Source organism: Streptomyces changchenzhani, assembly GCF_039766235.1.
Lineage (GTDB): Bacteria > Actinomycetota > Actinomycetes > Streptomycetales > Streptomycetaceae > Streptomyces.
Window position 1 is genome coordinate 1,572,680 of record NZ_JBDHNH010000001.1, and the last position, 13,316, is coordinate 1,585,995.

Annotated in this window: 11 protein-coding genes; all 11 read left to right on the top strand. The window is 68.9% G+C overall.

From position 1 onward, the window contains the following. A complete protein-coding gene (locus tag ABCR94_RS07425) occupies positions 1–372 on the top strand; it encodes a DUF4233 domain-containing protein (protein ID WP_347118258.1) in 372 nt (123 codons plus the stop codon). Between the two features lie 159 nt (positions 373–531). Next, the gene (gene ndk, locus ABCR94_RS07430) at positions 532–945 is read left to right on the top strand and encodes a nucleoside-diphosphate kinase (RefSeq protein WP_347118259.1); all 414 of its coding nucleotides are present in this window, start codon (positions 532–534) and stop codon (positions 943–945) included. A 288-nt stretch (positions 946–1,233) separates the two neighbouring features. After that, positions 1,234–2,253, top strand: coding sequence for a rod shape-determining protein (locus ABCR94_RS07435; protein ID WP_283519406.1), 1,020 nt, complete (start codon positions 1,234–1,236; stop codon positions 2,251–2,253). Positions 2,254–2,353: 100 nt separating this feature from the next. Next, a complete protein-coding gene (gene mreC, locus ABCR94_RS07440; RefSeq protein WP_347118260.1) occupies positions 2,354–3,289 on the top strand; it encodes a rod shape-determining protein MreC in 936 nt (311 codons plus the stop codon). Between the two features lie 12 nt (positions 3,290–3,301). Beyond that, a complete protein-coding gene (gene mreD / locus ABCR94_RS07445; protein ID WP_347118261.1) occupies positions 3,302–3,967 on the top strand; it encodes a rod shape-determining protein MreD in 666 nt (221 codons plus the stop codon). Positions 3,968–4,082: 115 nt separating this feature from the next. Then, complete coding sequence (gene mrdA / locus ABCR94_RS07450; RefSeq protein WP_347118262.1) at positions 4,083–6,245, top strand: penicillin-binding protein 2; 2,163 nt, start codon at positions 4,083–4,085, stop codon at positions 6,243–6,245. Then, on the top strand, positions 6,245–7,447 hold the full coding sequence (rodA, locus tag ABCR94_RS07455; RefSeq protein WP_347118263.1) for a rod shape-determining protein RodA: 1,203 nt from the start codon (positions 6,245–6,247) through the stop codon (positions 7,445–7,447). Before mrdA ends, rodA begins: the two co-directional genes overlap by 1 nt. A gap of 51 nt (positions 7,448–7,498) precedes the next feature. Beyond that, the gene (locus ABCR94_RS07460; RefSeq protein ID WP_347118265.1) at positions 7,499–9,055 is read left to right on the top strand and encodes a CYTH and CHAD domain-containing protein; all 1,557 of its coding nucleotides are present in this window, start codon (positions 7,499–7,501) and stop codon (positions 9,053–9,055) included. Positions 9,056–9,106: 51 nt separating this feature from the next. Further along, positions 9,107–11,029 carry a TIGR03960 family B12-binding radical SAM protein gene (locus tag ABCR94_RS07465; protein ID WP_347118266.1) on the top strand — a complete coding sequence of 641 codons (1,923 nt, stop codon included), beginning with the start codon at positions 9,107–9,109 and terminating at the stop codon, positions 11,027–11,029. 142 nt (positions 11,030–11,171) lie between these two features. Then, complete coding sequence (locus ABCR94_RS07470; RefSeq protein WP_347118267.1) at positions 11,172–12,317, top strand: hypothetical protein; 1,146 nt, start codon at positions 11,172–11,174, stop codon at positions 12,315–12,317. Between the two features lie 126 nt (positions 12,318–12,443). After that, on the top strand, positions 12,444–13,226 hold the full coding sequence (locus ABCR94_RS07475; RefSeq protein ID WP_347118268.1) for a TIGR03936 family radical SAM-associated protein: 783 nt from the start codon (positions 12,444–12,446) through the stop codon (positions 13,224–13,226). Positions 13,227–13,316: the final 90 nt, after the last annotated feature.

Below are 13,316 nucleotides of genomic sequence, written 5' to 3' on the forward strand. Positions count from 1 at the left end.
GTGCGTATGCTCTGCGCGTCCACTTTGATCAGTGAGTTCTTCGTGGTGGCCTTCGCGGGTCTGGTCGCGATGAAGTCGGACGATCTGTCGACCACCGCCGTCTGGACGGTGTGCGGCATCGCGATGCTGCTGTCCGTGCTGCTCTGCGGCATGCTCTCGCGCCCCGGCGGTCTCCAGCTCGGCTGGGCGCTCCAGATCGGGCTGATCATCAGCGGCTTCGTGGTCCCGACGATGTTCTTCCTGGGTGCGGTCTTCGCGGGCCTGTGGTGGGCCTCGATCCACTACGGCCGCCAGATCGACGAGGCGAAGGCCCGCTGGGCGGCGCAGGCCGAGCAGGCCGAGCAGGCCGAGGGCCAGGCGCAGCCCCAGTAGGGGCCATCCGGGTCAGGGGGCGGCCGTCCGGGGCCCAGCAGGTCCGCGCGCGTGCCCCTGCGGTGGGCATCCGGGCCGAGCAGGTCCGGGTGCCGCCTCTCCGGCGTGTCCTTGTAGCCTCAGGGCATTGCATCCGCTATGCCCTGCAAGGAGCCGCACATGACCCAGCGCACCCTCGTCCTTCTCAAGCCGGACGCGGTTCGCCGCGGCCTGATCGGCGAGATCGTCGGCCGTATCGAGCGCAAGGCCGGCTGGTCGATCACCGCGCTGGAGATGCGCAGCCTCGACCAGGACACCCTGGAGTCGCACTACGGCGAGCACAAGGGCAAGGTTTTCTACGAGCCGCTCGTCGAGTTCATGGCATCCGGGCCGATCGTCGCGCTCGTCGTCCAGGGTGAGCGTGTCATCGAGGGTGTGCGCCAGTTGGCGGGTCCCACCGACCCCATTCAGGCGCAGGGTGGATCCATCCGTGGCGATTTCGGGACCATCGTCCGGGAGAACCTCATCCACGCCTCGGACTCCGAGGAGTCCGCTGAGCGGGAGCTGAAGCTTTTCTTCCCCGGCATTTCCTGACATAGCGTCAGCCATTCAGAGCTGTGGCCTGGGGCGACCGAAGTAATTCGGTCGCCCTTCGGTATATGCGGGAGGATGGAGGGAACGCATCCCTCCGACACGACGTCACCATTACTGGGGCGGGTACGTGTTCCGCTCACAATGGCGAAGGACCCTCGCGCTGCGTTCGTGCAGGCGGCACTACGATGGAAGCCTCCACGCCCGCAGCACTTCTTTCGCCTGCCAAATGCCATCATCGCTCCACTTGGGAAGGCCCGACGCATCCTCATGGGGAACAAGGGGAACTCAATGTCGTTCATCGGCCGTGACATGGCTATCGACCTCGGGACTGCCAACACGCTGGTGTACGTCAGGGGTCGCGGGATCGTGCTCAACGAACCCTCCGTCGTCGCCATCAACACCAACACCGGTGGCATCCTCGCCGTAGGTTCCGAGGCGAAGAAGATGATCGGCCGGACACCGGGCAACATCGTTGCCGTCCGGCCACTGAAGGACGGCGTGATCGCCGACTTCGAGATCACCGAGCGGATGCTCCGCTACTTCATCCTGAAGATCCACAAGCGCCGCTATCTGGCCCGCCCCCGGGTCGTCGTCTGTGTGCCCTCCGGCATCACAGGGGTCGAGCGGCGCGCGGTCATCGAGGCCTCCACGCAGGCCGGTGCCCGTCAGGTGCACATCATCGAGGAGCCCATGGCCGCGGCCATCGGCTCCGGCCTGCCCGTCCACGAGGCCACCGGCAACATGGTCGTGGACATCGGTGGCGGCACCACCGAGGTCGCCGTCATCTCGCTCGGCGGAATCGTTACGGCCCAGTCCATCCGGGTCGCCGGTGACGAGCTGGACAGCTCGATCATCCAGCACATCAAGAAGGAGTACTCGCTCCTCCTCGGTGAGCGCACCGCCGAACAGATCAAGATCACCATCGGTTCCGCGTTCGACCTGGACAAGGACGAGCACACGGAGATCCGGGGCCGCGACCTCGTCTCCGGTCTGCCCAAGACCGTGGTCATCTCGGCCGCCGAGGTCCGTAAGGCCATCGAGGAGCCGGTCAACGCGATCGTCGACGCGGTCAAGACGACGCTCGACAAGTGCCCGCCGGAGCTGTCCGGCGACGTCATGGACCGCGGCATCGTCCTCACCGGCGGCGGCGCCCTGCTTCGCGGCCTCGACGAGCGGCTGCGCCGCGAGACCGGGATGCCCATTCACATCGCCGAGGACCCGCTCGACTCCGTCGCGCTCGGGGCCGGCAAGTGCGTCGAGGAGTTCGAGGCGCTCCAGCAAGTGCTGGACGCTCAGCCCCGTAGATGAATCTCGTAAAGAATCCGCCGTACGAGGCCCACCGCCTCGTGCGGCGGATCGTTGATATACAGGCATGGGAATTCCGACGAGGAAGGCACGGCCGCCGCACGTGAGGGACACACGAGAGAGCCGGCTGCTCCTGGTGCTGCTGATCGCCATCGCATTCGCACTGATTACGGTGGATATCCGCGGTGGCGAACAGTCGCCGGTCGACGGTGCCAGGCAGGCCGCAGCCACGGTCTTCGGGCCCGTGGAGAACGGGGTCGCCTCAGCGGTCGACCCAATCGGCAATGCCATAGGCGCAGTCCGGGACTCCGGAGAACGGCACGACCGCATCAGCGCGCTGGAGCAGGAAAACGCAGCACTCAAGCAGAAACTCGGCAGCGACGACCGCAACCGCAGCCGCGTCCGCGAGCTGGACGGCATGCTCAAGAAGGCAGGCGCCGGGCAGTACGGCATCAAGGGCGCCGAGGTCATCGCCATAGGAGCGGCCCAGGGCTTCTCCTGGACCGTCACCATCGACGCGGGCAGCGACGACGGCATCAAGCGGGACATGACCGTACTCAACGGCGACGGACTCGTCGGCCGCGTCACCACCGTCGGCCCGGGCACCGCGACCGTGCTCCTGGCCAACGACCCCGACTTCACTGTCGGCACCCGCATGGAGACGACCAACGAGCTCGGCTTCGCCACCGGCCAGGGCGACCGCTCACTCAGCGTCCAGCTGCTCAACGGCAAGGCCAAGGTCAAGAAGGGCGACCGGCTCGTCACCTTCGGCTCCCGCAAGGCCAAGCCCTTCGTACCCGGCGTCCCGGTCGGCGAGGTCATCCGCGTCGACCCCTCCGGCGGCGACCTCACCCGCACCCTCTACGTCCGCCCGTACGTCGGCTTCACCAAGCTCGACGTCGTCGGCGTCGTCGTCGAGACCCCGCGGAAGAACCCGCGCGACACCGTGCTGCCGCCCAAGCCCGCAGGTCCCAAGCCCACCCCCACGGTCACCGTCACGGTCACCCCGGGGGCGCCCCCCGTCAACGGCACCCAGTAGGAGCTGAACCTCGTGCGCTTCAACCGGATGCTGCTCTCCACCACGCTGGTGATCGTCGCCCTGGTCGTCCAGGTCACCGTGCTCGCCAGGCTCCAACTCCCCGGCGCCGTGCCCGACTTGATGCTTCTCGTCGTGCTCGGCCTGGCGTTCGTCTACGGCCATGTCGGCGGCGCCTTCATCGGATTCGGCGCGGGACTCCTCGCCGACCTGGCGCCGCCCGCCGACCACGCCGCGGGCCGCTACGCGCTCGTCCTGTGCCTCATCGGCTACCTCGCGGGCCTCGCCAAGCCGGAGAACGGCCAGCTCAGGTCCGCCACCGGACCGATGGTCGTGGTCGTCGCCGCCGCCCTCGGCTCCACCATGCTGTACGCCGGGGTGGGCGCCCTCGTCGGCGACACCTCGGCCCGCCATGTGGGGATCGGCGGCCTGCTGTTCACCTCCGCGCTGTACGACCTGCTGCTCGCCCCGTTCGTCGTGCCGCTGATCATGGCCCTGGCGAGACGCGCGGAGAACGACCCGCTCGCCGACACCCAGAGCGGCGGCAGCGACGTCGCATCCGGCTGGATGTCATCGGGCACCGGGCTGAGCATCGGCAACCAGCGCGGGGGACTGCGGCTGAAGGCCGCGCGCACCCGGGCCGCGAAGGCCGGACGTATCAAGGGGGTCAAGCGACTGTGACGACGCGTCACCCCGGGGCCCGGCCCCGGACCAACCCGAGGGGGGACCGTATGAGGCCGCATCTTCCGGGGGAGCACCCCGGAGCCCCCGGCCGGACGACCGGTGGGCGGACCGCATGAGCAATATCCCCGAGACCGGGCGCACCCCCAGGGTCCAGATCCGGCTCATCATCATCCAGGTACTCGTCTTCTCGCTCCTGCTGACCCTCGGCGGCCGCCTCTGGTACCTCCAGATCCGCAACGGCGACGAGTACACCGCCGAAGCCGCCAGCAACCACGTCCAGCAGGTCGTCCAGCCCGCCGTGCGTGGCTCGATCCTCGACTCGCGCGGCGTGCCCATCGCCGACAACCAGACCCGCCTCGTCGTCTCCGCCAGCCGCACCGAGCTGATGAAGATGAAGGACGACGGCGAGGCCGTACTGACCCGCCTCGCCGAAGTCCTGGACATGGCACCCAAGGACGTGCACGACAAGGTCAGGCTCTGCGACTCCAAGACCCCGCAGCCCTGCTGGAACGGCTCGCCCTACCAGCCGATCCCCGTCACCGACGAGGCCAACACCCAGCAGGCCCTGCAGATCCGCGAGCGCGCCGAGGACTTCCCCGGCATCACCGCCGAGCCCACCGCCGTACGCCGCTACGCCGCGCCCGGCAAGGCCGTCACCTCGCAGGTCCTCGGCTACCTCTCTCCCGTCACCGACCAGGAGATCGAGAAGGCCCAGGACACCGACTCCCCGTACCTGCGCTCCGACCAGGTCGGCCGCTCCGGCCTTGAACGCACTTACGACAAGGAACTGCGCGGCAAGGCCGGCGTCACCCGCTACGAGGTGGACAACCTCGGCCGCGTCATCGGTGAGGCCGACAGCGACGAGGCACAGCCCGGCGCCAACGTCGTCACCTCCATCGACGCACGTGTGCAGGGCGTCGCCGAGTACGAGCTCAACGAGGCGATGAAGGCGGCCCGCAAGGAGAACGACCGGAACACCAACGAGAACTACAAGGCGGACGCGGGCGCTGTCGTCGTCATGGAGTCCAAGACCGGCCGGGTCGTCTCGATGGCCTCCCAGCCGACGTACGACCCCAACGCCTGGGTCGGCGGCATCTCCGGCAAGGACTACGCCAAGCTCACCGGCAAGGGCTCCAACTACCCGCTGCTCAACCGCGCGATCCAGGGCCAGGCCGCCCCCGGCTCGATCTTCAAGGTCATCTCCTCGACCGCCGCGGTCAACGCCGGATACCCCTTCCACGGCAACTACCCGTGCCCCGCCTCGTACTCCATCGGCAACCAGGTCTTCAAGAACTTCGAGTCCAAGGGCTACGGCAGCATCGACCTGGGCCGCGCCCTGGAAGTCTCCTGCGACACCGTCTTCTACGGCATCGCGCACAAGGAGTGGCAGAAGGACGGCGGGACCAAGCCGTCGAAGAACACCGGCGACTGGTTCTACAAGACTGCCCGCCAGTTCGGCCTCGGCAAGGAGACCGGCATCGACCTCCCCAACGAGGTCCAGGGCCGCATCCCCGACCGCCAGTGGAAGCAGAGCTTCTGGGAGGCGAACAAGGACTCCTGGTGCAAGATGGGCAAGAAGAACGGCGACTACGTCGAGCAGATTGCCTTCGAGAACTGCCTCGAAGGCAACAAGATGCGCGCCGGTGACTCCGTGAACTACTCGATCGGCCAGGGCGACACCCTCGTCACCCCGATCCAGATGGCCAAGATCTACGGCGCCATCTCCAACGGCGGCACCATGTACGAGCCCAGCATCGGCAAGGCCGTCATCAGCGCCGACGGCAAGCGCACCGAGGAGATCAAGCCCAAGTCGCAGGGCAGGCTCCCGATGGACAACAAGACCCAGGCGTCGATAAACGATGCCCTCGCAGGCGTCGCCAGCCGCGGCTCGGCCGCCTGGCGTTTCGGGGGATGGCCGCAGAAGAAGATCCCGATGCACGCCAAGACGGGTACGGCCGAGGTCTACGGCAAGCAGACGACCTCATGGTTCGCGTCGTACACCGAGGACTACACCATCATCATGACCATCTCCCAGGGCGGCACCGGCTCCGGCGCCTCGGGCCCCGCCGTGCGCAAGATCTACGAAGCGATGTACGGGCTGACCCCGGACGGCAAGCAGGACATTAAGAAGGCCCTGCTGCCCAAGCCGCAGCAGGCCCTCCCCAAGATCGAGACGGACGGGTCCATCGACGCCCCGAAGATCAAGCCGTACGTGCCCGAGGAGCCCGAGATCCCCGTCGACGGCGAGCAGATCGCGATCGGCAGGCGCGACTGATGACCGGCTCCACCCAGCGCTTCTCGGTCCAGCGCTACGCCCCCGAACGCGGCACCTGGTCCAAGCTCTCCGCCCGCGACTCCGTGCTACGCAGGCTCGACTGGCCGCTGCTCCTCTCGGCCCTCGCGCTCTCCTTCGTCGGCTCCCTGCTCGTCTGGTCGGCGACCCGGGGCCGTGACTCGCTCACCCACGGCGACCCGTACTACTTCTTCTTCCGGCACGCCCTCAACACCGGCATCGGCGTCGCCCTGATGATCGGCACGATCTGGCTGGGACACCGCACCCTGCGCGGCGCGGTCCCCGTCCTGTACGGGCTGTCCGTGGTGCTCGTCCTCACGGTGCTCACCCCGCTCGGCGCGACCGTCAACGGCGCGCACGCGTGGATCGTGCTCGGCGGCGGATTCTCCCTGCAGCCCTCCGAATTCACCAAGATCACGATCATTCTCGGTATGGCGATGCTGCTCGCGGCCCGCGTCGACGCGGGCGACCAGTCGCACCCCGACCAGCGGACCGTCGTCAAGGCGCTGGGCGTGGCCGTGATCCCGATCGCGGTCATCATGATGATGCCCGACCTCGGTTCGGTCATGGTGATCGCGGTGATCATCCTCGGCGTCCTGCTGGCCTCCGGCGCGTCCAACCGCTGGGTCCTGGGCCTGCTCGGCACCGGCGCGCTCGGCGCCGTCCTGGTCTGGCAGATCGGCCTGCTCGACGAATACCAGATCAACCGCTTCGCCGCCTTCGCCAACCCCGAACTCGACCCGGCGGGCGTCGGCTACAACACCAACCAGGCACGCATCGCGATCGGCTCCGGCGGCCTCCACGGCACCGGCCTCTTCAAGGGCAGCCAGACCACCGGCCAGTTCGTGCCCGAGCAGCAGACCGACTTCGTCTTCACCGTCGCGGGCGAGGAGCTCGGCTTCCTCGGCGCCGGACTGATCCTGGTGCTCCTCGGCGTGGTGCTGTGGCGCGCCTGCCGCATCGCCCGCGAGACGACCGAGCTGTACGGCACGATCGTCGCCGCCGGGATCATCGCCTGGTTCGCCTTCCAGTCCTTCGAGAACATCGGCATGACCCTCGGCATCATGCCGGTCGCGGGCCTGCCCCTGCCGTTCGTCTCCTACGGCGGGTCCTCGATGTTCGCGGTCTGGGTCGCGATCGGGCTGCTGCAATCGATCCGGGTGCAGCGGCCCATAACGGCATAAAAACCGCCCGGCCATCTGTCTGGACGGTGCCTTCACGTCTAGATTCGATACATGGCGGACACAAAGCGCGAGATCGAGCGGAAGTACGAAGCCACCGACGAGACCCGGCTGCCGGACCTGACCAAGGTGGCCGGGGTATCGTCCGTCGTCGACCAGGGCGTCGCGGAGCTCGACGCCGTCTACTACGACACCGCGGACCTGCGGCTGGCCGCGAACTCCATCACGCTGCGCCGCCGCACGGGCGGCAGCGACGAGGGCTGGCACCTCAAGCTGCCCGTCTCCCCGGACGTCCGCGACGAGATCCACGCACCGCTCGGCCCCGATCTGCCGCACGCCCTGACCGGTCTCGTACGCTCCCGGATCCGCGACGCCCCCCTGGTCCCGGCCGTCCGGCTGCTCTCCTCGCGCGAGCTGCGCCACCTCGTCGACGCGGACGGCAAACCGCTGGCCGAGGTCAGCATCGACGCGGTCAGCGCGCAGCGCCTGGACGCCGGGGCCGCGACCGCCAACTGGACCGAGATCGAGGTCGAGCTCACAGACGGCGTCGCCCCGGCCTTCCTCGACGCCGTGGAGAAGCGGCTGCGCAAGGCCGGGGTCAGGCCCGCGTCGTCGGCCTCGAAGCTGGCCAGGGCGCTGCAGGACACGGCGCCGCCGCGGGAGGCCGCGGAGGCCGGTGAGAAGCAGGCTCCGCGGAAGCAGAGCAAGGCGGCTCCTGGTCCGCACACCGCGGGGGACCACGTGCTGGCATATCTGCGCGCACAGGCCGAAGCGGTCGTCGCGTACGACCCCGCGGTCCGCCGCGACCTGCCCGACTCCGTACACCAGCTGAGGGTCGCCACCCGCCGGCTGCGCAGCGCCTTCCGTACCTACGGCAAGGTCGTCGACCGGACCGTCACCGACCCGATCGCCGAGGAACTCAAATGGCTCGCGGGGGAGTTGGGCGTCGACCGTGACCACGAGGTGCTCAACGAGCGCCTCCAGTCGCGCATCACCGACCTGCCCAGGACCCTCCTCCTCGGCCCGGTGCGCGGCAGGCTGCGGATCTGGTCCGTCGCCCGTCGCTCCGGATCGCGCCGCAAGACCATCGCCGTACTGGACAGCAGACGCTATCTCGACCTGCTCAACTCACTGGACGCCCTGCTGGCGGCCCCGCCCCTGCTGCGGGCTGCGGCGCAGCCGGCCGCAGCTGTCATCCCCAAGGCCATCACCAAGGACTACGAGCGGCTGTCCACCCGCATAGAGCATGCGCTCGCCCTCCCGCCGGGCACCGAGGAACGTGACGCCGCGATGCACGACGCCCGCAAGGCCGCCAAGCGCGCCCGCTACGCCGCCGAGGCTGCCGGGCCCGCGCTGGGCAAGCCCGCGAAGCGCCTCGCGAAACGTATGAAGGACGTGCAGAACGTGCTCGGCGACCACCAGGACAGCGTGGTCGCCCGCGAGGCCCTGCGGACCCTCGCGATCCAGGCCCACGCGGCGGGCGAGACGGCCTTCACCTGGGGCCTGCTGTACGGCCAGGAGGAGGCACAGGCGGCGCTCAGGGAACGGGAGTTGCCCGAGGTGTGGGACCGGGCGTCCCGGCCGGAACTGCGGGAGGATCTGGGCGGCTGATCGCCGGGGTACGCTGGATGGTCACCCTGCCAGCTCACAAAGGTTCGCCTGATGTCTGCCGAGTCGGTCTTCCCGCAGCTCGAAGCTCTGCTCCCGCATGTGCAGAAGCCCATTCAGTACGTCGGCGGTGAGCTGAACTCCACCGTCAAGGACTGGGACAGTTGCGATGTCCGCTGGGCCCTCATGTACCCGGACGCGTACGAGGTCGGGCTGCCCAACCAGGGCGTCATGATCCTCTACGAGGTGCTCAACGAGCGGACGGGCGTCCTCGCCGAGCGGACGTACAGCGTGTGGCCGGACCTCGAAGCGCTGATGCGCGAGCACAAGGTTCCGCAGTTCACGGTGGACGCGCACCGGCCGGTGAAGGCCTTCGATGTTTTCGGCCTGAGCTTCTCCACCGAGCTCGGCTACACCAACTTCCTCACCGCCCTGGACCTCGCGGGCATCCCGCTTGAGTCCAAGGACCGCACCCTCGACGACCCGATCGTCGTCTCCGGCGGCCACGCCGCCTTCAACCCCGAGCCGATCGCGGACTTCATCGACTGCGCGGTCCTCGGCGACGGTGAGCAGGCCGTCCTGGAGATCACCGAGATCGTCCGCGCCTGGAAGGCGGAGGGACGCCCCGGCGGCCGTGAAGAGGTGCTGTTCCGGCTCAGCAAGACCGGTGGGGTCTACGTCCCGCGCTTCTACGACGTCGAGTACCTGCCCGACGGGCGCATCGGCCGCGTCGTACCGAACAAGTCCGGCGTGCCGTGGCGCGTGTCCAAGCACACCGTCATGGACCTCGACGAGTGGCCCTACCCCAAGCAGCCGCTGGTCCCGCTCGCCGAGACCGTCCACGAGCGGATGTCCGTCGAGATCTTCCGCGGCTGCACCCGCGGCTGCCGCTTCTGCCAGGCCGGCATGATCACGCGCCCCGTGCGGGAGCGAAGCATCACCGGCATCGGCGAGATGGTCGAGAAGGGCCTCAAGGCGACCGGCTTCGAGGAGGTCGGGCTGCTCTCGCTGTCCTCCGCCGACCACTCCGAGATCGCGGACATCGCGAAGGGTCTTGCCGACCGGTACGCCGATGACAAGGTCGGCCTGTCGCTGCCGTCGACCCGCGTCGACGCGTTCAACGTCGACCTGGCCAACGAACTGACCCGCAACGGCCGCCGGTCCGGCCTCACCTTCGCGCCCGAGGGCGGCTCCGAGCGGCTGCGCAAGGTCATCAACAAGATGGTCTCCGAAGAGGACCTGATCCGGACGGTCTCGACGGCGTACAGCAACGGCTGGCGTCAGGTGAAGCTGTACTTCATGTGCGGCCTGCCGACCGAGACCGACGAGGACGTCCTGCAGATCGGTGACATGGCCGTCAAGGTCATCGCCGAGGGCCGCAAGGTCTCCGGCCAGAACGACATCCGCTGCACCGTCTCCATCGGCGGCTTCGTGCCCAAGCCGCACACCCCGTTCCAGTGGGCCCCGCAGCTGTCCGCGGCGGAGACGGACGCGCGTCTGGGGAAGCTGCGCGACAAGATCCGCGCCGACAAGAAGTACGGCCGCTCGATCGGTTTCCGCTACCACGACGGCAAGCCCGGCATCGTCGAGGGCCTGCTCTCGCGCGGTGACCGCCGCATCGGCCATGTCATCCGCGCCGTCTACGAGGACGGTGGCCGCTTCGACGGCTGGCGCGAGTACTTCAGCTACGACCGCTGGATGGCCTGCGCCGAGAAGACGCTGCCCGCATTCGGTGTGGACGTCGACTGGTACACGACCCGTGAGCGTACGTACGAGGAAGTCCTGCCCTGGGACCACCTGGACTCCGGTCTCGACAAGGACTGGCTCTGGGCGGACTGGCAGGACTCGCTCGACGAGACCGAGGTCGAGGACTGCCGCTGGACCCCGTGCTTCGACTGTGGCGTCTGTCCTCAGATGGACACGCAGATTCAGGTCGGCCCGACGGGCAAGACGCTGCTGCCACTGACGGTCAAGTAACACCCGCGCCACGGAGGCCCGGTCACTGGGAGCGATCCGGTGACCGGGTCTTTTCGCGCCGCCGGTATCGGGATCCGGACGGCGTGCCGGCGCGTCCTTGAGAGTGCATCGAAAACGGATCGACAACGGGGGAGAGCGCGACATGGATTTCGAGAAGAAGCACCCGCCTGCACGGCAGGAGCCGGAGCCAGCAATAGCGGCGGACCCGGAGCGCGAGCGTGCGGACGGCTGTCTGACCGCCGTCATCAGGATCCCGGTGCGCATCGTCGTGCTGGTCCTGTTCGTGCCGGTACGGATGATCTGGGACCTGCTGTCCATCTGCGCGAAGGCGACCGGCCGCGCGCTGGCGTCGGTCTGCCAGGTGCTGTTCGTGATACCGGCGGTGTGGCTGTACGAGCACGTCCTCGTGCCCGTCGCGAAGGCCCTCGGGTATGTCGCGTACGGCGTGCTGATCCTGCCGTGGATCGCGCTGTGGAAGTACGTCGTCGTACCGCTGGTCAGGTACGGGATCGTGGTCCCGGTGGTGTGGGTGTATCGGCGGGTGCTGACGCCGGTGGGTCATGGACTTGCGTGGCTGGCGCGTGGTTTTGGGTACGGGATCTCGGTGGCCGCGCGAGGTCTGGCCGCCGCGGTGGTGTGGACGGTGATGACGCTGCTGGTGACGCCCGTGGTGTGGGTGGTCATGACGCTGCTGGTGAAGCCGGTGGTGTGGGTGGTCATGACGCTGCTGGTGAAGCCGGTGGTGTGGGTGGTCATGACGCTGCTGGTGAAGCCGGTGGTGTGGTTCTGGCGAGCGGTCCTGACGCCCGTCGGGCGCGAGATCGCCGCAGCCGCCGGGCACGCGTGGCGTATCGCCGGATACATTTCCCGGGCCGTCGGGCGCGTGCTGAAGTGGCTCGGCTGGAATCTGCTCGGGCGGCCCGTGCGCTGGGCGTGGCTGAGTGTCTGCACCCCGGTCGGGCACTGGGTGCGGGACGCGGTCTGGGCGCCGGCGAAGAGGGCCGCGGCCGAGGCGGGCCGGAGCGCGCGGGCAGCCGTGCGGGCGGCGCGGGAGACGGTGCGCCAGACCAGGCAGGACGCGTGGCGCGCGCTGGTGGGCGGCGCCCGCGACGAAGCGACGACCAAGGCGCGGCCCGACGTGCGGGCTGCTGCGAAACCGGTGGTCGCAGAGGTCCGGGAACCTCTGGTGACTCCTGCGCGTACTCTGGGTAGTAAGACGATTGCCCCCCGCGCGGCACCCGCGCCCGAGATCTCCCTGCCAGGCGAAAACACCGCCAAGCGGGGGTGAGCCCGGCGCAGGGGCCCGCAGGGGCGCCCCCCACGCCGAAGGGTGCGCGGACCACGCGCAGCCCCGCACCGAGGAGAAGAACCACTGGGCAAGCGACAGCCCGAAGGCCCGCCGCCCGCTCCGGTGGTGCAGCGCATCCGACTGCGCTACACCAAGCGTGGCCGCCTCCGGTTCACCAGTCATCGTGACTTCCAGCGCGCGTTCGAGCGGGCGCTGCGCCGTGCCGAGGTGCCCATGGCGTACTCGGCCGGATTCACACCGCACCCCAAGGTGTCGTACGCCAATGCCGCACCCACCGGCACGGGCAGCGAGGCCGAGTACCTGGAGATCGCGCTGACCGCCCAGCGCGACCCCGACGAACTGCGCGAGCTGCTGAACGAGTCGCTGCCGGACGGCCTCGACATCACCGACGCTGTGGAGGCCCGCACCTCGGGACTCGCCGACCGGCTGACGGGGTCCATCTGGGAGCTTCGGCTCGACGGCGTTACCGTGGAAGAGGCGGAGAAGGCCGTGTCCGCGTTCCTCGCGGCGGAGACCGTGGAGGTCGAGCGCCGCACGAAGAACGGCATGCGGACCTTCGACGCACGGGAGGCCGTGGCCGATCTGCGGGCCGCGCGTCCACCGGCCGATAGGTCACAGGACGGCCCCTGTGCGATACTGCGGCTGGTTGTTCGGCACTTCACACCTGCCGTGCGACCCGACGACGTTCTGTCTGGTCTCCGAGCTGTGGCCGACCTGGCGCCGCCGGTCCCCGTAGCGGTGACCAGGCTGGCGCAGGGGCTCTTCGACGAGGAGACCGGGACGGTGACCGACCCGCTCGCGCCCGACCGCGAGGCAGTCACGGCCGCTCCATCCAAGGCCGCCGGACTGACCGCCGCGAAGACGCCGACCGGTGCAGGTTCCGCGTAGGGCGGTCGTTGTAGCGCAGCCCTGGGACTCGGGAGCCACCTGGGTCGGGCCGCGCACCACCTGACCTGAAGACTTTCGCCAGGCCGTACG